This window comes from Pseudomonas sp. FGI182 (assembly GCF_000511325.1).
Taxonomy (GTDB): Bacteria; Pseudomonadota; Gammaproteobacteria; order Pseudomonadales; family Pseudomonadaceae; genus Aquipseudomonas; species Aquipseudomonas putida_Z.
The window spans coordinates 844627-865084 of the sequence record NZ_CP007012.1 but is presented as its reverse complement, the minus strand read 5'-3'; the positions used below and the strand labels follow the sequence as shown (position 1 = coordinate 865084).

Genomic DNA, 20458 nt, shown 5'->3' with positions numbered 1-20458 from the left:
GAACGATGGCCTGGCGCCATCGCTTTAGCGAGCAAGGCCCTGCAGGGCTATTTCACGCCAGCATTCCCAGGGACTTGGCCTTGGCCACCGCCTGGGTACGCCGCTCCACCCCCAGCTTGCTGTTGATATGGCTGGCGTGGGTTTTCACCGTGTGCAGGGAAATGAACAGCCGCTCGCTGATCTGCTGGTTGGAACAGCCTTGGGCAATCAGCTCGAGCACGGCCAGCTCGCGGCTACTCAGGGCTTCGCCGCTGCCGGTGCTGACGCTCGGCAGCGGTGGCAGGCGCTTGAGCAGTTCGCCCTGCACCGAGCAGGCGGCAACTGCCTGCAGCTGTTCGAGAAGCCACTGCGGGTGCTGCTCCAGCAAAGGCTGGAACGGTTGCAGCACGCCGCCTTGGGCTGCCTCCAGCAACCGTGGCAACAACTGGGCGGCCTGCTCTTCCCGGCCTTCGCCCAGCAACAAGCCAAGCCACTGGCACAGGGCACTGACGCTGAGCATCATGCCGCCACTGGCCTGGCCGCGCTCGACCAGGCTGGCCAGGCGTTGCGCCGCGTCATCGCTATGCGACTGGATACGCTCGAGCGATGCCTGCTGCAAGGCGATGTGCAACGGCAGCAACGGGTGGAACTCCGGGGCCGCCGCCGGTTGCTCGCCGCCATAGGTCTGGCCCAGGCGCAGCAGCCAGGACTCGGCCAGGTCGATGCGCCCCTGCGCCAGCCACAACTCGCATTTGACCAAGGTGATCATGGCCAGGTAGTAGACCGGCGGCACATCCCAGATGTGCATCAGCCGCTCGGCCTCGGCCAGTTCGGCAAAAGCCTCGGCAAAGTGCCCTTCCCGGCCATCGAGCGTAGCGATCACGCAGTGGCCGATGAGTACGCTGATATCGCGGCAGGCCCGCGCCTCGCCAAGCCCCGCACGCAAGCGGGCACGGCCCTGGGACGGCTGCAGGCGCGATACCAGCAGGTAGCCTTCGTAAAGCGTCAGGCGGGCGCGCACGGCATACAGCCGCTGTGCCGACAGCCCTTGCAGGCGTTGCAGCCCCTCGCGCACTTCGTCCAGTGCGCGCAACACCTCGCCACGGGCATGCAGCACCCGCGCCCGGTCGTAATGGGCCAGGGCCTCGAACAATGGGTTGCCAACGCGCTGGGCCAGCTCCAGGGCCTCACGGTTCCAGCCGCGGGCCCGCCAGAAATCGCCATCGGCAATCGCCAGGTTGGACAGCGTCGACAGGCACACCAGGCGTTGGCCATAACGCTTGCTCGGCAGGCTCTGCAGCGCTTCGCCGCAATAGGCCAGGGTGCGCTCGCGGTCGCCACGGCCACGGGCGATCACACCACTCAGCGCCAGCCACTGGGCCAGCATTGACTTTTGCGCGGTCGCCGAAGGCGCGGGCAGGAAGCGGCTGAGATAACCCGCCAGCTCTTCGGCCGCGTCCAGCTGGCACGCCAGGCCCAACGCCCAGCTGTACAGCACGATCAGCCGCGGCGTGCTGATCAGCAGGCTGTCGGGCAGGTCCATCTTCCAGCGCAGCAACATGCCGACGTTCTGTTCGGCCAGCAGTTGCTCCTCGGACAGGCTCTGCACCAGATCGGCGGCGACATCAAGGTGACCGGCCCGCAGCGCCTGCTCCACCGCTTCGTCCAGCAGGCCCTGGCTTTCGAACCAGCGGCAGGCACGCAACTGCAGGCCGGCCAGCGGCTCGCTGGCCTGGCGGCTGCGCAGCAGGTCGGAGAACAGGTGGTGATAGCGGAACCAGTGGCCATGCTCGTCCAGCGGCACCAGGAACACTTGGTGCGCCTGCAAGAAGCGCAGGATCGCGGCGCTGTCGTGGCGGCCGCGCACGGCATCGCACAACGGGGCGCAGAAACGCTCCTGGCAGGCCGTTTCGTACAGGAAGGCCTGCACATCGGCGGGCAGCATGTCGATGACTTCTTCCAGCAGATAGTCGCGGATCAGGCCCTCACCACCATGCAAGGCCTGGGGCAAGGCCTGCTCGTCAGCGGACTCGCTGGCCGCCAGTTGCCAGAAACGCAACCCGGCCACCCAACCGTCGCTGCGCTGGATCAGGTTGTCCAGGGCCTGGCCACGCAGCCCGGTGGGTTGGCGACCGATCACCGCCAGCGACTCTTCGGCGGTAAGGCGCAAGTCCTGTTCGTTGAGCTCGACCAATTGCCGCGACAGGCGCAGGCGCGCCAGGTGCCAGTCCGGGCGCTGGCGGCTGGTGACCAGCAGCACCAGGCCGGGGGGCAGGTGATTGAGGAAGAACTGCAGGCAGCGGTCGAGCACCGGCCCCTGGGCCAGGTGATAGTCGTCCAGCACCAGCAACAAGGGCGTATCGGCTTGCAGGTACAGCGCCAGCTCGTCGAGCAGGCCGTCGAGCCATTCCTCGAAGGCGAACGGCTGGTGGCGCTGGCGCATTTTCAGCAGGCCCATGGCCTGGCCGCCCAGCGCCGGGCAGTACTGCTGCAGGCCTTCGAGCAGGCGTTCGAGGAAGCGGCCAGGGTCGGCATCCCGTTGGCTCAGGCCCAGCCACAGGCTACGCCAGTGCTCGGGCAGCGCTTCGCAAAATTCGATGGCCAGGGAGCTTTTGCCGAAACCCGCCGGAGCATTGACCAGCAACAGCCGCCCGCCGAGGCCGGCTTGCAGCCGCTGGCACAGGCGCAAGCGCGGCACATGGCCGTCCGGCAAGGGCGGCCGGAAGAAACGCCCGTCCAGCAGGCCCAGGGCCTGGCTGGCGAATCCATGCGTACGGGACAGATCTGTCATGGCCGGCTCGTTCTGGTTGGAAGACTACGGCGGTATGGATGCTTGCGAGACTAGCGGGTAACGCTGCGCATTTGAAGATGATGGGCGCAATTCCCCTGGAAAAGACTGCGACAAAAAGCAACATGGCTGATGGACAGGGGCTGGGGCGGGGGTTTGAGGAGGTATTCAGCAGGTTTATTGCCTGTTCCGGCCTCTTCGCGGGCATGCCCGCTCCCACAGGATCACCACAGTCTTCAGGACTTGCATAGTACTTGTGGGAGCGGGCGCGCCCGCGAAGGGGCCGGAACAGGAAATGCAAACGCCCCGGGCTAGCCGGGGCGCTCTGGGGATAACACGAAGTGACGCGTTTTCAGTTCAACGAATACCCGACTGGCGCAGTGCCGCTGGCTGGAAGTCCGCCTTGCTGGCGCTGAAGCCGAAGTCGTAGGCGCGCTTCTCTTCGTTCTTCATGCCCAGAGCCAGGTAACGGCCCGACTGCAGGTCGTAGATAGTCTCCAGGGTGTACCACGGCACTTCCACGTTGTAGTACGGCTGGGCATGTGCCTCGGACACGCGCCACAGCTGGCCACGGCCGTCGTACTGGTCGATCACCGCAGCCTGCCAGGTATCCTCGTCGATGTAGAAGTCACGCTTGGCATAGATGTGCCGCTGGCCCGGCTTGAGGGTCGCGACCACGTGCCACACGCGGCGCAGCTCGTAACGGGAAAGGTCCTGGTTGATGTGCCCGGCCTTGATGATGTCGGTGTACTTGAGCTTGGGGTCGTCGAGCTTGAAGGCGTTGGACGCGATGTACATCTCCTTCTTGCCTTCCAGCTTCCAGTCATAGCGGTCCGGCGCACCGTTGAACATGTCCAGGTTGTCCGAGGTGCGCAAACCGTCGGCGGCGGTACCCGGGCCGTCGTACGACACTTGCGGTGCCTGGCGCACGCGGCGTTGGCCTGCGTTGTAGATCCACGCCTTGCGCGGTTCCTTCACCTGGTCGAGGGTCTCGTGCACCAGCAGCACGGTACCGGCCAGGCGCGCGGGCGCGGTCACCTCCTGCTTGAAGTAGAACAGGATGTTGCCCGGGTTGTTCGGGTCGTAATCCTTCATCTTGTCGCGGAAGACGAACTGGTCGGAGAAGTACACAGGGTTGAAGGAGCCGTTCTGCTGCGGCGTGGCCTGGGTCACCAGGCGGCTGACGCTGCCACCCCGGTAGCGGGTGATGTGGTTCCAGATCACTTCCAGGCCGCTTTTGGGGATCGGGAACGGTACAGCCGTGCGGAAGTTGCTCAGGCCGTTGCCGCCTTCGACCAGGGTGGTCTTGGTGGCGTTCTCTTTGATGGCGGCGAACACATCGGCCGGCACCGTGGAACCGCGATGGGTCTTGAATACCGGGATCCTGAAGGTGTCCGGATAGCGCTTGAGCATGGCCAGCTGGCCCGGCGAGAGCTTGTCCTTGTACTGGTCGGCGTTCTGCGCGGTGATGGTGAACAGCGGCTTGTCGCTGCCGTACGGGTCGGACAGGAAGCCCTTGCCGTCGGCGCTGCCCGCGCTCTTCGACAGCGGCTCCCACGGGCCGATCGAGCCATCGGCATTGCCGGCCTTTTCGGCGCCCATCGGGGTCAGGGTACTGCCCAGCTTGGCCGCCTCGTCGGCGGATACTGCAGCCATGACGCTGGTCGCCAGCAGGGACAGGCCCAGCACACCGGCTTGCAGCAGACTTCTGGTCTTGTTCATGTCGTGTCGTCCTGGATCTGTATGCTTAGAAGTTCACGCCGAAGCTGAGGGCGACGAAGTCGCGGTCATCCACGGTGGTGTACTTGCCGTCGAAGAAGTTGGTGTACGACAGGCTCGCCGTGTAGGTTTGCTGATACTCGGCATCCAGGCCCAGGCTGATCGCCTTGCGACCTTCCTCGAAGTTGCCGCCAGGACCAGGTGAGTAACCGTCGACGTCGTGCGACCAGGCCAAGCTCGGGCGCAGGTTAATTCCGGCAAAGACGTTGTTGTAGTCCCAGATCGCGCGGATGCGGTAACCCCAAGAGTCGGAAGTGGTGTAGCCATCGTTCTCGCAGTAGCGCGACACGTTGTTCGCGTTGGCGGTACCCAAAGTATTGGCGTTGAGCGTCTCGCACTGGCCATTTGGAAGCGGCCCCGGACCAAACACCGGGTCGCGCCCGTAGCGCAGCTTGGACGTGCTTTCCAGGCCGCCAACGTGCGTCCATCCGACTTCCCCTACCATGGTCAACCGCTCGGCCCCCATCACCTGATCGAAGAAGTGGGTGAAGGTTGTCTGCAGCTGGGTAATTTCCTTGCGACGATAACCTGGCTGGTCGGTGCCAGGCTTGCCTTGCAATACCGATACATCCGGGTTGAGCGGTGTCAGGCCGGAAAAGAGAATATCGGTAGTATTCAACTGCACCGGTGCGTTCGGACGGTAGCTGATCTCACCGCTCCAGGCAGTGCCAGTAGGCAGCGTCGTGGAGAAGCTCAGCCCGTACAGGCGGATATCTTCTGGGTATTCGACGTAATAGCTGGAGTTACCTGCCACCTGCAACGGCAACAGACTGGGCAACAGATTACCCAGCGCCGCCGCTGGTACTCCTGCGCTGACCAGCGCTCCCGCCAGGCCTGTGGCACTGTAATACTGAAGATCGGCCCCGCGACCGCTGAATATTGGTGCGCGGCTGTGGTAGTTCATGAAGTAACCACCAAACTCGGTGTTCAACGGTTCGAACATGTAGCGCAGCGAAACGCCAAATTGGCCACTGTCACGTGCATCACGATCCGGACCGCGGCTTACGATCACCCCCTCGTCAGGTGAGCCATGAGTCACGCCTTGCGCAGCCAACGCGGCCGCTACACGAGGGGACAGCGGCCCAAGCCGGCTGGCCAGCGAGTTCTGGGTGGCCAGAACGGCCAAGTTGTTGTTGCAGCCATCGGCGATCACATCAGGCTGGGAGAAGAAGGTGCCGCAGTTGTCGACGACCGTCTGGTCCCATTCGATCTGGTAGAAGGCCTCGGCCGACAAGTTGTCGGTCAGGCTCTGCGAAACGTAGAACATGTTGACCGGAATCAGGCCTTCCTTGATCTCGGCCCCCGGGCGGCGGAACGCCGACACGTCGATCGGGTTGATCGAGTTGATGCCGCCACCGATGAAGGTACTTTCACCCCAGCTCACCACCTGCTTGCCCAGGCGCACCGAGCCTGGCTGATCGCCGATGGAGTAGTTGTGGTAGACGAACGCGTCGAGCAGCTCGGCACCGGACGATTTGGCGCCTTCCTTGCGGTTGGAGTCGCTGATGTCCTTGAACTCGCGGCCTTCGTCCTTCAGTTCGAAGTCGTACCAGTACTTGCCGCGGACGAACACGCCGGTGTCGCCGTACTTGAGCTCCAGGTCATGGATGCCCTTGAAGATCTTGGAGAAGGTTTCGCCCTTCTTGAAGTTCAGGTGGCCATCGTCAGATGTCTGCGACAGGCCCTTGCCGCCGTTGTTCACCCCGATCAGGTTCTTGTTGGGGTTGGCCGTCGACCAGCTGGCGCCGATGGAGAGCGACGAGTCGAACTGGCCTTCGATTTCACCAATGTTGAAACTGACAGCGAAAGCAGGACTTGCGAGCGTGGAAGCAAGGCTGACAGCCAGGGGCAACTTGGCCCGGCGCCAGAACAGGTTTGCAGATTTCATCGACGCTACTCCATGTACTTTTTTTGTTATGGCAGTGAGTCCTTTCAAGAACGGCCCGAGCGACCGGTTTGCAGGCTTGCGCCCGCGGCGACACGGCTTGCGCATGTCGCCTCCCCCATTCCTGAAAATCCCCTGGCCCCGACTATAGCCAGCAAGGCACAGGCGCTTGATCCCTCTAAAGTGTGATTTGCGCTCCGTGCGGCCAACTCGCTGCCATGTTGCCTCGGCTGCGCGCTGGCAGTGCTAAAGGATGGCGTATTTCTGCCGTTTGGCAAGGCTCCACCCCTCTAGCATGCGGGTCGCGTGCTGCGGTACGCGACCCGCATGGCGGTTACAGCGTGGAGAGGAACGCGCTGTTGCTGGCCTGCCACTGGACGATGTCCTGGCGGATGCGTTTCTTGTCCAGCTTGCCGACACTGGTCTTGGGAATTTCAGTAACAACGGCGATCTGGCTTGGAATCGCCCACTTGTTGATGTGCCCTTGCTCGACGAACGGCTTGAGATGTTCCTTCAGCGCCTTGGCGTCGATGACCTGGTCTTCGCGCACCACCAGCAGGGCAAACGGGCGTTCACCCCACTGCGGGTCGGCCACCCCTACCACCGCCACTTCGCGCACGGCCGGGTGACGGCTGATCAGGTCTTCGAGGTCGAGCGAGGAAATCCATTCGCCACCGGTCTTGATCACATCCTTGATGCGGTCGCGGATGTCGATGTAGCCCATGCCGTCGAGCGTGGCGACATCGCCGGTGTGCAACCAGCCCCCCTGCCACAGCTCCTCGCTCTTCTCCGGTTCCTTGAAGTAGCCCATGGTCAGCCACGGCGCACGCAGCACCAGCTCGCCCTGAGTTTCACCATCGGCGGGCAGGAAGTTGCCGTCGCCGTCGACGATGGCCGCCTCGACCAGCGGCACCGGCACGCCGGCCTTGATGCGGTAGGTGACGCGCTCATCCTCGCTGCCGGCCTGCAGTTCGTCGTTCAGGTGGGCGGCGGAAATCAGCGGGCAGGTCTCGGACATGCCATACGCGGCGGTCAGCTGGATGCCGCGTGCCAGGGCGGCCTGGTACAACGAGCGGTTGAGTGCGCTGCCGCCGATGATGATCTTCCAGCCGCCGAAGTCCTGACCTTGGGAGGTCGGGCAGTTGAGCAGCATCTGCAGGATGGTCGGCACGCAATGGGAGAAGGTGACCTTCTCTTCGCGCCACAGCTTGACCAGCATGTCCGGCTCGTAGCGCCCCGGATACACCTGCTTCATGCCGAGCATGGTGGCGGCGTAGGGAATGCCCCAGGCGTGCACATGGAACATCGGCGTGATGGGCATGTACACGTCGTTGCTGCCCAGCAGGCGCACGCTGTCGATGCTGCCGGTCACCGAAGCTTCGGCCAGGGTATGCAGCACCAGTTGCCGGTGGGTGAAATACACCCCCTTGGGGTTGCCGGTGGTGCCGGTGGTGTAGAAGGTGGTGGCCACCGAGTTCTCGTCGAAGTCCGGGAAGTCGTAGCGCGGGCTGGCAGCGGCCAGCAGTTGCTCGTACTCACCCACCAGGTTGGGCAGCTCGGCTGTCTTGTCCGGGCCGTCGGTCAGCAGCACGGTCTTGTCGACGGTGGTCAGTTGCCCCGCGATGGCCTGGTACAGGCCGACGAAGTCGCTGTTGACCAGCACCACGCGGTCTTCGGCGTGGTTCATGGTGTAGAGAATCTGCTCGGGCGACAGGCGCACATTGATGGTGTGCACCACCGCGCCGATCATCGGGATGGCGAACATGCATTCCAGGTAGCGGTGGCTGTCCCAGTCCATCACCGCCACGGTGTCACCGGCCTTTACCCCGGCTTCGGTCAGCACGTTGGCCAGGCGCGCGATGCGCTCGTTGAGTTGTGGGTAGGTCAGCCGCAACTGGTCGCGGTAGACGATTTCGCGGGTCTTTTCATAGCGGCTGCCAGACATCAGCAGGCGCTTGATCAGCAGGGGGTAGGCGTAGGCGCCCTCGGCGGGCTTGATGATGCGGGTCTGCAACATGGGTATCCCTTTTCTGAAAAGCGGGCCGGACAAATCTGGGAACCACTGTAGTTCGCCAATGTGACGGCTAAATCAGCCGAAGGAATGATTTGCATGATGAAGGTATGAGTGGCGGGCGTTGACGGGCGGCAAGGTTGAACTAGACACTGCGGCGGCAGCTTCAGGATTTGTGCTGGAGCCAAAGGCCCTTTCGCGGGCACGCCCGCTCCCACAGGTACTGCACACCCCGCAGGTTGGTGGGGTCCTGTGGGAGCGGGCATGCCCGCGAATGGCCACAACACCAATACCCCGCCCAGTCTCGGAGAACTTCATGCCCAGCCCGCGTCGCGCCGTGTTTCTCGATCACCAGTCCCTGGACCTGGGCGATCTCGACCTCTCGCCCCTGAAGCAGCAGTTCGACGAGTTCGAACTGTTCGCCGCCACCCGCCCGGAGCAGGTCGCCGAACGCCTGCAGGGCGCGGTGGCGGTAGTCAGCAACAAGGTCATGCTCGACGCCGCGACCCTGGCCGCCAACCCGCAACTGAAGCTGATCCTGGTGGCCGCCACCGGCACCAACAATGTCGACCTGGCGGCCGCGCGCGCTCAGGGCATCACCGTGTGCAACTGCCAGGGCTATGGCACACCGTCCGTCGCCCAGCACACCCTCGCCCTGCTGCTGGCCCTGGCCACCCGCCTGTGCGACTACAACCAGGCGGTAGCCGACGGCCAATGGGCCAAGGCCAGCCAGTTCTGCCTGCTGGACTTCCCCATCGTCGAGCTGGAGGGCAAGACCCTTGGCCTGCTCGGCCACGGTGAACTGGGCGGCGCGGTGGCGAGGCTGGCCGAAGCCTTCGGCATGCGCGTACTCAGCGGGCAGATCCCCGGCCGCCCGGAACGCGCCGACCGTTTGCCACTGGACGAGTTGTTGCCGCAAGTCGACGCCCTGACCCTGCACTGCCCGCTGAACGAGCACACCCGACACATGCTCGGGGCCCGCGAACTGGCCCTGCTCAAGCCCAACGCGCTGGTGGTCAACACCGCCCGCGGCGGCCTGATCGACGAGCAAGCGCTGGCCGACGCCCTGCGCAGTGGCCACCTGGGCGGTGCCGCCACCGACGTGCTGAGCGTGGAGCCGCCGGTCAATGGCAACCCGCTGCTCGTACCCGGCATCCCGCGCCTGATCATCACCCCGCACAGCGCTTGGGGCGCGGTAGAGTCCCGCCAGCGCATCGTCGGCCAGCTCAGCGAGAACGCCCAGGCCTTCTTCGCCGGGCAGCCACGCCGCGTGGTCAGCTGAGCCCGACGCCCGCCTCTGCTACACTGCGCCACTTTTTTCAAGGAGGCGTCGTCCATGGACCCGCGCAGTGAAGTGTTGCTCCGCCAGGCAGAGCTGTTCCAGGGCCCGCTGCTGCTCGCCGGCGCCCCCGCCGACGGCCTGCTTGGCCAGTTGCCCCAGGCCCGGGCCTGGACCTGGCATGCGGGCGACCAGGCCATGCTCGAAAGCCGCTTCGCCGGGCGCAGCCACTATGGGGTCGAGCCCCCTGAAGTGGCTTTCGACAGCGCCGTGCTGTTCCTGCCCAAGTCCCGCGAACTGGCCGCCTACCTGCTCAACGCCCTGGCCTCGCGCCTGGCTGGCCGCGAGCTGTACCTGGTTGGCGAGAAACGTGGTGGCATCGAGGGCGCGGCCAAGCAACTGCAGGCCTTTGGCAAGCCGCGCAAGCTCGACAGCGCCCGCCATTGCCAGCTGTGGCAGGTGACCATCGAGCACGCGCCAGAAGCCAAGCCCCTGGAAAGCCTGGCCGAACGCTTCGAGCTCCGCCTGGAAGACGGCCCACTGCAAGTGGTCAGCCTGCCCGGTGTGTTCAGCCATGGCCGCCTCGATCGCGGTACCGCCCTGCTGCTCAAGCACCTCGACGGCCTGCCGAGCGGGCATGTGCTGGACTTCGGCTGCGGTGCCGGGGTGCTGGGCGCCACGGTCAAACGCCGTTATCCACAAAACCGGGTGACCCTGCTGGACGTGGATGCCTTCGCCGTGGCCGCCAGCCGCCTGACCTTGGCCGCCAATGGTCTGGAAGGCGAAGTGATCAGCGGCGACGGCATCGACGCGGCGCCGACCGAGCTGAGCCTGATCCTGAGCAACCCGCCGTTCCACACCGGGGTGCACACCAACTACCAGGCATCGGAAAACTTGCTGAAAAAATCGGCCGTTCATCTGCGAAAAGGTGGCGAAATGCGCCTGGTTGCCAACAGCTTCCTGCGCTACCAGCCACTGATCGAAGGGGCGCTGGGCAACTGCCAGGTACGCGACGAGGCGGACGGTTTCCGCATCTACCAGGCAACACACGGATAAAAACAGCGCTTGCCGAAAGCGTTTTGCCTAGGCAGAATCCGCACCGTCCTAGGGGAGTAGTCTCCCGCGAGCGCCCAGCTCGCCCGGTACGCGTCAACATACTTGGTCCACAGACCATGGCGCGTGCGACCCACCATGCCAGCCTGCATGGCGAGATCCGCATAGACGGATCCAGGGTTTGACAAGACCTATGACACGCACACCTTACCCGGGGCGGGGAGGCTGTACGTGTCATAGCCGTGTCGACCCGCCCCCGTAGGAATCCTGATGCTGGAATCTCTGTTGGTCCCCACCGCCATCGTTGCCCTCGCCGAAATCGGCGATAAGACGCAATTGCTCGCGCTCATACTCGCTGCCCGCTTCCGCAAGCCCTGGCCGATCATCGCCGGCATCATCGCCGCCACCCTGGCCAACCATGCCGCGGCCGGTGCCGTGGGCGCGTGGGTCGGCAGCTTCTTCAGCGACTCGGCACTGCACTGGATCCTGGCTGCGAGCTTCACAGCCACTGCGCTGTGGACCCTGGTTCCGGACAAGATGGATGACGACGAGAACCCGGCGCGCCGCTTCGGGCCGTTCCTGACCACGCTGATCGCGTTCTTCCTGGCTGAAATCGGTGACAAGACCCAGGTCGCCACGGTGATGCTGGCAGCACAGTATCCGTACCTGATCATGGTCATTATCGGTACCACCCTGGGCATGCTGATTGCCAACGTGCCGGTGGTTTTGGCGGGTAACTTCGCGGCGGACAAACTGCCGCTGACGCTGATCCGTCGCCTGGCGGCCACGGCGTTCTTCGTGCTGGCGATCGTGGCCGTGTACTCGGCGATGAAAGCCAGTGGCTGGGTGGGCTAACCCGGAAAGCGGGGGCTGCTGCGCAGCCCGTCGCGACACAAGGCCGCTCCTACAAGGAATACGCTATCCCTTGTAGGAGCGGCCTTGTGTCGCGACAGGGCCGCAAAGCGGCCCCATTTTCAGCAACTACTTCTTGGCCGCCTGATACAGCGGCATCACCTTCGGAATGGCCGCCTGCAACGAAGCAATGCGGCTCTGGGACGCCGGGTGAGTGCTCATGAACTCAGGCGGTGCGCCTTCGGAAGCCTGGCTCATCTTGTTCCACAGGGTGATCGCGGCATTCGGGTCGTAACCGGCACGCGCCGAGAGCTCCAGGCCGATCAGGTCGGCTTCGTTCTCGTTGGCCCGGCTGTTGGGCAGGGTCATGGCATAGTTCACCACGGTATCGGCCATGGCCATGCTGCCCTGGCCGAGGCCAAAGAGGGCACCGGCGCCCTGGCGCGCCATTTCCACGCCATACGCCTTGGACATCGCCTCGCGGCTGTGCTCACGCAGGGCGTGGGCGATCTCGTGGCCCACCACCGCAGCAATTTCCGCATCGGTGAGCTTGAGCTGATCGATCAGCCCGGTGTAGACGATGATCTTGCCGCCAGGGCCGCAGTTGGCGTTGAGCTCGTCGCTCTTGATCACGTTCACTTCCCAGTTCCATTGCGCGGCATCCGGGCGGAACTTGGGGGTCTGGGCGATCAGGCGGTTGGCAATTACCTGCACACGCTTGGCAACAGCGCTGGACTTGTCGAGCACGCCTTTGTTCGATGCTTCACCCAGGGTCTGCTGGTACGACTGGGCGTACATCTGGTTGACCTCATCGGTCGAGAGCATGCTGAACATGTACTGCTGGCGCTCGACGCCGACAGCACCGCCGCTGGTGGTATTCACCGCCTGGCAGCCAGCTAGCAGGATGCCAGCACTCAACAGGCTGACGACAAAAGACTTACGCATGAAAACACTCCCTTTCTACATGCGCCGTATCCTAGGCCGAGTCGCCGGTGGGCCGCCATAGCCGCACGGAAGAATTTATTTGCCTGCACCGGCCTCTTCGCGGGCACGCCCGCTCCCACAGTGAATACAGTAAACCTGAAGGCAGTGTAATACCTGTGGGAGCGGGCATGCCCGCGAAGGGGCCGGTGCGGGTAGCCCCTCAAGCCGGGGTCAGGCACTCCGGCGCATCCAGCTTCGGGTCATTGACGAAATGCGCCAGGGCCCGCTCGCGCAGCGTCGCCGGCGGGCTGGCCAGCAACTCATGCAGGCGGGCCAGCGGCGTGTCCGGGTCAAGCCAGGCCGCCTGCCCCGCCTCGTCCAGTATCAGCGGCCGACGCTGGTTCATCGCCGCCTGGGTCACCACCGCACAACTCAGCCAAACCTGGTCCTGCACCGGGTAGGCCTCCCACACGGCGGCGAAGTACAGCGATGCGCCCTCCCCCGGGGTCAGCCAGTACGGGCGCTTGCGCACGCTACCGCGCCATTCGTAAAAGCCGTTGGCCGGCATAAGGCAGCGGCGCTGGCGAAACGCATCGCGAAACATCGGTTGCTCGGCCAGGGTTTCGGCGCGGGCATGGGCGGGAGTACGAGACAGGTCGGTGAGCCAGGCCGGGGTCAGCCCCCAGCGCGCCCTGGCCAGTTGCAGCTGGCCGTCGAGCTGGCGCTGGATTAGCACCGAAGCCCCGGGCGAGATGTTCCATTGGGCTGGCTGGCCAACGGGAAAGCCCGGCAGACTGGCAAGAGCCTGGGGCCAGCGAAACAGGGCGTAACGTCCACACATGGGCGAATTCAGAACCTAGCAGATCAAGGTACCGGGGAAACTCTCCGGTTCGTCGCCAACCAGTGGCTGGGCGTCATTGTACGCATCGATCAGCTGCCGTGCGTACTCGGCCTGCTCATCAGCCACGGCAAGCCCCAGCAAACCCTGCATCGGCAGCTCACCGGCAGCACCGACCAGGTCACGGCCAACCAGGTGTGCCTCGATCCCCTCGCTGGCGAGCATGCCCGCCAGCATTTCAGCCTCGAGCAGGCTTTCCGGTTCGTAGATACGCTGCATCAGTCATTCTCACCGAATACATCCAGCATCCACTCCTCGCCATGAACTTGCAGCACGAAGCGGATAGGCTTGCAGCATACCTGGCAGTCCTCGATGTACTCCTGATCGCCACCGGACAGGTCCACCGTGGTTTCGACTTCTTCGCCACAATAGGGGCAATCGTAGATAGCAGTTTCCAGCATCGCGGCCTCCGGGGTGACTTATGCGTATAATTGCCGGTCTGTTTACAGGGCCTGTGTGTGTCCGAGCCGTTTTTCGGAGCCCGTCCCTACCTTATTACCCTAGCCGTTTCCAACAAGAGAGCATGATGGGCGAATTCGATGCCATCCGACCGTACGACGACGCTGAGGTCCCTGCCGTTCTGGCACGCCTGCTCAGCGACCCGGCATTCCTCGATATCCTCACCCACTTCCGCTTCCCGCGTGCGGCCGGTGCTCTCGGCTGGTTGCTCAAACCGCTGATCGCCCGCCGCCTGCGCAAGGAATTCGCCGGTGTCACTTGTGTCTCGACCTTGCAGGACAAAGTCGAGTACTACGTCGACCAGACCATCGACCGCGCCACCGACGGCGTCACCTATTCGGGCGTGGAGCAGCTCAAGGCCGGCACCGCCTACCTGTTCCTGGCCAACCACCGTGACATCGTCATGGACCCGGCCTTCGTCAACTACGCGGTGTACCACGCCGGCCTGCCCACGCCGCGTATCGCCATTGGCGACAACCTGCTGCAAAAGCCGTTTGTCAGCGACATGATGCGCCTGAACAAGAGCTTCATCGTGCACCGCTCGATCAGTGGGCGCCGCGAGAAGCTGGCGGCCTACCAGCTGCTCTCGGCCTACATCAACCATTCGATCCGCAACGACGCCACGTCGATCTGGATCGCCCAGGCCGAAGGCCGGGCCAAGGACGGTGACGACCGCACCGATTCGGCGATCCTCAAGATGTTCCACATGAGCCGCAAGGACGAGCCGTTCGGCGCGGTGATCCAGAGCCTGAACCTGACACCGGTTTCGATCAGCTACGAATATGACCCGTGCGACCAGGCCAAGGCCCGCGAGCTGTACATCCGCGCCACCACCGGCACCTACAAGAAGGCGCCGGGCGAGGACGACAACAGCATCGCCAAGGGCATTACCGGCTACAAGGGCCGGGTACACATCAACTTTGCCCCGCCGGTGACCGAGTACCACGAGGACACCAAGCAGCTGGCAGTGGAAATCGACCGGCAGATCCTCGGTGGCTACCGGCTGTTCCCGGTGCACTACCTGGCCTATGCGATGTGGGATGGCAAGGATGAGGCGCTGCAGGTGCCGAGCGCCGAGAAGGTGTTCCCGGCTGATGAACTGGCCCGGGCCAAGGAAGAATGGCAACGCCGCCTGGATGCCTGCCCCGAGGAGCAGCGGCCGTACCTGGTGTTGCAGTATGCGACGCCGGTGCGCAACCAGTACCAGGTCAGGCAGCAGGCACCGGTTGCCTGAGCGATCCTAGGGCTGCTTTGCAGCCCATCGCGACACAAGGCCGCTCCTACAAGGGATCGCGCATACCTGTAGGAGCGGCCTTGTGTCGCGATGGGCCGCAAAGCGGCCCCGGAATCTCAGACCCAGGTACTGAACCAGGACAACAGCAGCGCCATCGCCAGGCACGAAAAACCGAGAATGTAGAAGTACCGCGGTACCCGCAGGTCGAACGCGTCCACCACCCCCTCGTCCACCGCCATGTATTCGCGGGTCTCGGCCTCGCGCCGCCGCGCACTGTGCAGCAGCAACCCGCCCGGGCAGGTCAGCAGCAGCGCCAGCAGATTGATCAGCTTGGTCGGGTGGGCGGCCAGGAACCCCCAGAGCACTTGCAAGGACATCACGCAACCTCGGTATGAGCGACGGCAAAGGCCGGCATTCTACCCAAGTCATGCCCAGACGCCCGGCCCAGGCGACAAAGTGTCATTAAATTTCATCTGGCATGGCATGAAGATTTGCCGGCCTCTTCGCGGGCACAGACAACAAAAAACCCGCTGCCTGGAACACAGGCAGCGGGTTTTGTTTTACAGCTGAAGGCTTACTGCCCCAGCACTTGACCGATGGTCGGGTCCTTGAACATGCGGGTCAGGGCATCGCTCAGCACATCGCCCACCAGCTGAGTGTTGGTTTCCTGGTTCGGCGCCATGCCGAAACGCTGGTCCAGCGAAGCGCCGTAACGGCCACTGTAGCGGCGGCCGCCATTGGACACGTCGGCACGGAAGGTGGCGCCGATGGTAGCCTCGGTCACGTACAGGTTGTCTTTCGGCGACTGGTACTTCAGCTCGGCCAGAGTCACGGTCAGCTGCGGCGCGTTGTAGGCGTTCGGCGTCGGGGTGAAGCCGAGCAGGCGCACGGCGGCTTCGGCCTGGGCCTGCAGCTTGGGCACGATGTCGTTACCGCTGACGCTGATGGTGCTGGTCTCGGGGTACATGCCACCGCGAGTGCCCAGGGACTGCGAGGCCCGGCCGTCAACCACCCGGACCACTACCGGCTGGCCATGGCCGACCGGGGCGAGCTGGGCCTTGAGCGTGGGTTGCGGATTGAGTTGTTGCGGGCTGTGGGCACAACCGACCAGGCTGAGGCTGGCCACGGCGATCAAACCGAACAACAGACGTTGCAACATGCGCGTTACTCCAGAAAAAGCGGCGAAGGCCCACAGTATACCTAGCCACGCATCGACCAGTCATCGGCCTGGCCCGCTTGTCACAATCGTTTCATCGCCGCGCCCTTATCCTTGCGCCAAGCCCTAACGCACAGGACTCGCTGCCATGGCCTCGCTCTGGACCCTGCTCTTCCAACGCCCGCGCCACAACACCTATGCCCGCCTCGACGCGAACGGCAAATGCCTGGCCTTCAAGCAATGCAGCCAGGCGCCCAGCGGCAGCGGCTGGGTCCAGATCGGCGAAATCCAGCTCGCCTGGCTGGGCCGCGAATTGCCCGCCAGTGCCCGGGTTTGCGCCCGCGCAAGCCGCCGCTGGCACCAGCGCATCCTCGCGGCCTGACAAACGCTGCAATAAAAACCACGAATGGCGACATTTCTGCCCGCGACATCGCTATAATCTCCCCCCGATTATAAGGACGTCTCCTGATCGGGCCCCGCACTCGCCGATTGACCCCGGCAACTTCAACGCTTCGCCCACAGAGAGCCTTCCACTCAGGTCTTGCATCGGCTGTCGTGCCTGCTTTTCCGGCCCTTCACACTGCATGAACCTGCGGGTTGCCATCGCGCAGTCCCCTTTTGAGGTTCACGTCTCCAAAAGAGCGTGAAAAAACGGTTTTCACAACTTCACAAGAGTGTGGCGAGCAAATGAACAGTCTGGCATGTGCAAAAGCGGCAGATGTGTCCCGAACAGCCCTGAACAGGCGGCAAATGCGCTCATCCCGTATGAGTGTCTGAGCCGTTCCATAACGCACGCACGACACCTTGACCATAAGTCGAATTGCCGCACCCGTGGCAAACCGCGTTCAATACGCGAACCCGAAGACTGATTGGCGGTGTCCGCGGAAGTTGCAAGAACTGCGAAAAGTCGGACATGGCGACCCTGGCGAACCCAGGTCCTATGCTGTCAATTAGGTAGCTGTAGATTGTGGAGACGCGTTAAATGGCGCAGAACGAATCGGTTGATGTGGTACTGGTAGGCGCGGGCATCATGAGTGCCACCCTGGCCGTACTGCTCAAGGAGCTCGACCCGACCCTGAAGCTTGAGGTCGTGGAGGCGATGGACTCCGGAGCCGCGGAAAGCTCCAACCCCTGGAACAACGCAGGCACCGGCCACGCCGGCCTGTGCGAGCTTAACTATACGCCCCAGGCCGCCGATGGCAGCATCGACATCAAGAAGGCCGTGCACATCAACACCCAGTTCGAGGTTTCGCGCCAGTTCTGGGCCTACCTGAGCAAGAAGGGCAACTTCGGCTCGGCACGTGCCTTCATCAACCCTGTCCCGCACCTGAGCTACGTCGAGGGTGACAAGGGTGTTTCCTTCCTCAAGAAGCGCTATGAGCTGCTCAAGCAGCACCATGCCTTCGCGGACATGGAATACACCGAAGACAAGGCCGTGATGAATGACTGGATGCCGCTGATGATGCCAGGCCGCCCAGCCGACCAGCACATCGCCGCCACCCGCGTGCTCAAGGGCACCGACGTCAACTTCGGCGCCCTGACCAACAAGCTGCTGAAGCTGCTGGGCGACTCGCAGGATGCTCAGGTCAAGTACAGCAAGAAGGTCGTCGGCCTGCGCCGTAACGGCAAGGGCTGGACCGTGAGCATCAAGGACGTCAACAGCGGCGGCAGCCGTGAAGTGGACGCCCGCTTCGTCTTCCTCGGCGCCGGTGGCGCGGCCCTGCCGCTGCTGCAGCTGTCGGGCATCCCGGAAAGCAAAGGCTTCGGCGGCTTCCCGGTCAGCGGCCAGTGGCTGCGTTGCGACAACCCGGAAATCGTCAAGCAGCACCAGGCCAAGGTCTACAGCCAGGCTGCGGTCGGCGCCCCACCGATGTCGGTACCGCACCTGGATACCCGCGTGGTCGATGGCAAGAAATCGCTGCTGTTCGGTCCATATGCCGGCTTCACCACCAAGTTCCTCAAGCACGGTTCGCTGATGGACCTGCCGCTGTCGGTGCGCATGGGCAACATCGGCCCGATGCTGGCCGTGGCCCGTGACAACATGGACCTGACCAAGTACCTGGTCAGCGAAGTGATGCAGTCGATGGAGCAGCGCCTGGAAGCCCTGCGTCGCTTCTACCCGCAGGCCAAGGCCGAAGACTGGCGCCTGGAAGTGGCTGGTCAGCGCGTGCAGATCATCAAGAAAGACCCGAAGAAAGGCGGCGTTCTGCAGTTCGGCACCGAGCTGGTCTCGGCCCAGGACGGCAGCCTGGCTGCACTGCTCGGCGCATCGCCGGGTGCTTCGGTGACCGTGTCGATCATGCTGGAACTGATCGAGCGCTGCTTCCCCGAGCAGGCCAAAGGTGCCTGGGCTGCCAAGCTCAAGGAAATCTTCCCGGCTCGCGAGAAGACCCTGGCGACCGATGCTGCCCTGTACCACAAGATCAGTGCCGACAACGACGTGGCGCTGGACCTGGTGGAAAGCAGCCCGGCGGCCAAGCATTACGCCTGATTCGGCCGGTAACGAAAAAACGCCCCTCGGGGCGTTTTTTTGTGCCTGGATCTTAGTAAGCTCTGTTCCGGCCCTTTCGCGGGTAAACCCGCTCCCACAAGGACCGCACCACAGCTAAGGGCTGTGCTGTACCTGTGGGAGCGGGTTTACCCGCGAAGAGGCCGGAGCAGGTTTACAAATCAGCCACGGGCCTTGGCGATGATCTCGATGTACTCCGGCGCATTGCGCTGGTCGGCAATCTGCTCGACAAAGGTCTTGCCGTGCTCGTCCTTGCCATCCAGGTCCAGCCCAGCCTTGACGAAGAAGCCGACAAAACGCTCGAAATCGTCGATGCGCAGGCCGCGGTAGGCCTTGACCAGCTTGTGCAGCGAAGGCGAAGTCACGCCATCGGCCGGCTCGAACTGAAGGAACGACTTGATGTAGTCGTCGCTGATCTCGTCACCGATTACCTGTTTCTTGTCTTTACGCATTGCCGACTCCAACTGGACCATCACGAAATTTCGAAGGCCGGCAGTGTACCCCCCGCAGGCCGGGCGCCTCAACGCGTACGTACGGTACCGGTGTGCAGGTCGGCCCAGACGTGGCCGTTGCCGTACGTGAGAAACTGCACATAAAGCGTCTCGTTGCGCAGCAGGTCCATGATCACGCGGTAGTCGCTGAGCGGGTAATTCAGGCTCAGGGTGCGGGTTTTGTCGTCGTATACGGGTTTCTTCAGGCTCTTGGCCGCTTCACCGTCAAAAGTCAGCAGCACCTGGGCTATGGTCGCTCCCTTGCTCAGCGGCTTGCCCTTGAGGCGCACCTGCAACGACGAGGTGATCGGGATCGGCTGCTGGTCGGACTGGCGCTGGGTACCCACTACCACCGAGTAGTCGGTCACTTGCAGCAATTGCTGGCCGGTCGGCGCTTCCTGGCGCAGGGACTGGTCGTCAGGTGGCAGGAACTGGCTGTGCAGCGGTGCGGCGGCGAGTGGCAGGCTGACCGCCAGCAGGAGGGGAAGAAACGCACGCATGTGAGGCTCCTTGAATGAAGGAGCACTCTAGCACGGCCTGCACAGGCTCTTGTAGGAGCGGCCTTGTGTCGCGATGGGCCGCAAAGCGGCCCCGGCCATGTTGGTGGCGAAGCTTCAATCGAGGGGCTGCTGCGCAGCCCGATCGCGACACAAGGCCGCTCCTACAGTTGAGTGCGCCGGCCCGACATCAATCGAACTGCGCGCGCATCCAGGCCTGGTACTCGGCCACGCCTTCTTCACCTTCGCGCGGAGCCCAGTGCGCATGCTCGCCTTCACCCACCGGCCGATACGGCCCGGCCTTGCACTCGAACATGATGCTGTCCGGCTCCAGCACCACCAGCCCATGATAAATACCAGGTGCCAGGTCCACACCCAGGCAGTCACCCCCCGCCTTCAGCACTCGCTTGTCGGTCACCGCCCCCTGCTCGTCGAAGAGCAGCAGGCCCAGGCAACCCTTAAGCACGACCAGCGTTTCGGCTTTGTCATCGCGGAGGTGCCGATGCGGAGGGATGTAGGTGCTCGGTTGCAGCCCGACCGCCATGCGGTGGCAAGGCTCTTCCATCTCATGGAAATTGTGATGCTGCCGCCCGCGTGGGTTGGCGGCAGCCTGTGCGGCCAGCCCGGCGAACAGCGATTGGTCGATGAACGCAGGCTGGCGCAT

19 protein-coding genes and 1 riboswitch are annotated in these 20458 nt (G+C 63.7%); of the genes, 6 read left to right on the top strand and 13 right to left on the bottom strand.

The window, feature by feature from the left end; all coding sequences use genetic code 11:
• Positions 1 to 52: 52 nt before the first annotated feature.
• From C163_RS03900 to C163_RS03885, 4 genes are all read right to left on the bottom strand, one after another.
• The gene (locus tag C163_RS03900; RefSeq protein ID WP_025337709.1) at positions 53 to 2770 is read right to left on the bottom strand and encodes a LuxR C-terminal-related transcriptional regulator; all 2718 of its coding nucleotides are present in this window, start codon (positions 2768 to 2770) and stop codon (positions 53 to 55) included.
• Between the two features lie 354 nt (positions 2771 to 3124).
• Positions 3125 to 4489, bottom strand: coding sequence for a DUF1329 domain-containing protein (locus C163_RS03895; protein WP_025337708.1), 1365 nt, complete (start codon positions 4487 to 4489; stop codon positions 3125 to 3127).
• 25 nt (positions 4490 to 4514) lie between these two features.
• Entirely contained in the window at positions 4515 to 6434 is a 1920-nt protein-coding gene (locus C163_RS03890; RefSeq protein WP_025337707.1) for a DUF1302 domain-containing protein, read from the bottom strand.
• Between the two features lie 331 nt (positions 6435 to 6765).
• Positions 6766 to 8448 carry a fatty acid--CoA ligase gene (locus C163_RS03885; RefSeq protein ID WP_025337706.1) on the bottom strand — a complete coding sequence of 561 codons (1683 nt, stop codon included), beginning with the start codon at positions 8446 to 8448 and terminating at the stop codon, positions 6766 to 6768.
• A 310-nt stretch (positions 8449 to 8758) separates the two neighbouring features.
• Between C163_RS03885 and C163_RS03880 the strand changes: the two genes are divergently transcribed.
• The 3 genes from C163_RS03880 to C163_RS03870 all read left to right on the top strand — a co-directional run bounded on the left by C163_RS03880 (position 8759) and on the right by C163_RS03870 (position 11629).
• Positions 8759 to 9724 carry a 2-hydroxyacid dehydrogenase gene (locus tag C163_RS03880; RefSeq protein ID WP_025337705.1) on the top strand — a complete coding sequence of 322 codons (966 nt, stop codon included), beginning with the start codon at positions 8759 to 8761 and terminating at the stop codon, positions 9722 to 9724.
• A gap of 54 nt (positions 9725 to 9778) precedes the next feature.
• Positions 9779 to 10777 carry a class I SAM-dependent methyltransferase gene (locus C163_RS03875; protein WP_025337704.1) on the top strand — a complete coding sequence of 333 codons (999 nt, stop codon included), beginning with the start codon at positions 9779 to 9781 and terminating at the stop codon, positions 10775 to 10777.
• 39 nt (positions 10778 to 10816) lie between these two features.
• Positions 10817 to 10956: riboswitch (yybP-ykoY riboswitch) on the top strand.
• Between the two features lie 88 nt (positions 10957 to 11044).
• Positions 11045 to 11629: a TMEM165/GDT1 family protein gene (locus tag C163_RS03870; RefSeq protein WP_013970934.1), complete on the top strand. Its 585-nt coding sequence runs from the start codon at positions 11045 to 11047 to the stop codon at positions 11627 to 11629.
• Between the two features lie 126 nt (positions 11630 to 11755).
• On the opposite strand, the gene C163_RS03865 is transcribed toward C163_RS03870, so the two are convergent.
• The 4 genes from C163_RS03865 to C163_RS03850 form a co-directional block, all read right to left on the bottom strand.
• Positions 11756 to 12571: a M48 family metallopeptidase gene (locus C163_RS03865; protein ID WP_025337703.1), complete on the bottom strand. Its 816-nt coding sequence runs from the start codon at positions 12569 to 12571 to the stop codon at positions 11756 to 11758.
• A gap of 199 nt (positions 12572 to 12770) precedes the next feature.
• Entirely contained in the window at positions 12771 to 13391 is a 621-nt protein-coding gene (locus C163_RS03860; protein ID WP_025337702.1) for an SOS response-associated peptidase, read from the bottom strand.
• A gap of 15 nt (positions 13392 to 13406) precedes the next feature.
• A complete protein-coding gene (locus C163_RS03855) occupies positions 13407 to 13667 on the bottom strand; it encodes a putative signal transducing protein (RefSeq protein ID WP_025337701.1) in 261 nt (86 codons plus the stop codon).
• Positions 13667 to 13849 carry a CPXCG motif-containing cysteine-rich protein gene (locus C163_RS03850; protein WP_012270508.1) on the bottom strand — a complete coding sequence of 61 codons (183 nt, stop codon included), beginning with the start codon at positions 13847 to 13849 and terminating at the stop codon, positions 13667 to 13669. Before C163_RS03850 ends, C163_RS03855 begins: the two co-directional genes overlap by 1 nt.
• Positions 13850 to 13974: 125 nt before the next feature.
• On the opposite strand from C163_RS03850, the gene C163_RS03845 reads away from it, so the two are divergent.
• Positions 13975 to 15141 carry a 1-acyl-sn-glycerol-3-phosphate acyltransferase gene (locus C163_RS03845; RefSeq protein WP_025337700.1) on the top strand — a complete coding sequence of 389 codons (1167 nt, stop codon included), beginning with the start codon at positions 13975 to 13977 and terminating at the stop codon, positions 15139 to 15141.
• Positions 15142 to 15257: 116 nt separating this feature from the next.
• On the opposite strand, the gene C163_RS03840 is transcribed toward C163_RS03845, so the two are convergent.
• Together C163_RS03840 and C163_RS03835 are read right to left on the bottom strand one after the other, a co-directional pair.
• A complete protein-coding gene (locus tag C163_RS03840; protein WP_012270506.1) occupies positions 15258 to 15518 on the bottom strand; it encodes a hypothetical protein in 261 nt (86 codons plus the stop codon).
• A 197-nt stretch (positions 15519 to 15715) separates the two neighbouring features.
• Positions 15716 to 16300, bottom strand: a complete 585-nt coding sequence (locus C163_RS03835) for a YajG family lipoprotein (protein WP_013970929.1) — start codon at positions 16298 to 16300, stop codon at positions 15716 to 15718.
• A gap of 145 nt (positions 16301 to 16445) precedes the next feature.
• Between C163_RS03835 and C163_RS03830 the strand changes: the two genes are divergently transcribed.
• Both C163_RS03830 and mqo read left to right on the top strand, forming a co-directional pair.
• Complete coding sequence (locus tag C163_RS03830) at positions 16446 to 16679, top strand: hypothetical protein (protein WP_025337699.1); 234 nt, start codon at positions 16446 to 16448, stop codon at positions 16677 to 16679.
• Positions 16680 to 17279: 600 nt separating this feature from the next.
• On the top strand, positions 17280 to 18788 hold the full coding sequence (gene mqo, locus C163_RS03825; RefSeq protein WP_025337698.1) for a malate dehydrogenase (quinone): 1509 nt from the start codon (positions 17280 to 17282) through the stop codon (positions 18786 to 18788).
• A 179-nt stretch (positions 18789 to 18967) separates the two neighbouring features.
• Here mqo and C163_RS03820 read toward each other — a convergent pair whose 3' ends face one another.
• The 3 genes from C163_RS03820 to C163_RS03810 form a co-directional block, all read right to left on the bottom strand.
• Positions 18968 to 19258 (bottom strand): PA4642 family protein, encoded by a 291-nt coding sequence (locus C163_RS03820; RefSeq protein WP_025337697.1) that lies wholly within the window; start codon positions 19256 to 19258, stop codon positions 18968 to 18970.
• A gap of 68 nt (positions 19259 to 19326) precedes the next feature.
• Entirely contained in the window at positions 19327 to 19797 is a 471-nt protein-coding gene (locus C163_RS03815) for a hypothetical protein (RefSeq protein ID WP_025337696.1), read from the bottom strand.
• A 187-nt stretch (positions 19798 to 19984) separates the two neighbouring features.
• Positions 19985 to 20458, bottom strand: a complete 474-nt coding sequence (locus C163_RS03810) for a WbuC family cupin fold metalloprotein (protein ID WP_025337695.1) — start codon at positions 20456 to 20458, stop codon at positions 19985 to 19987.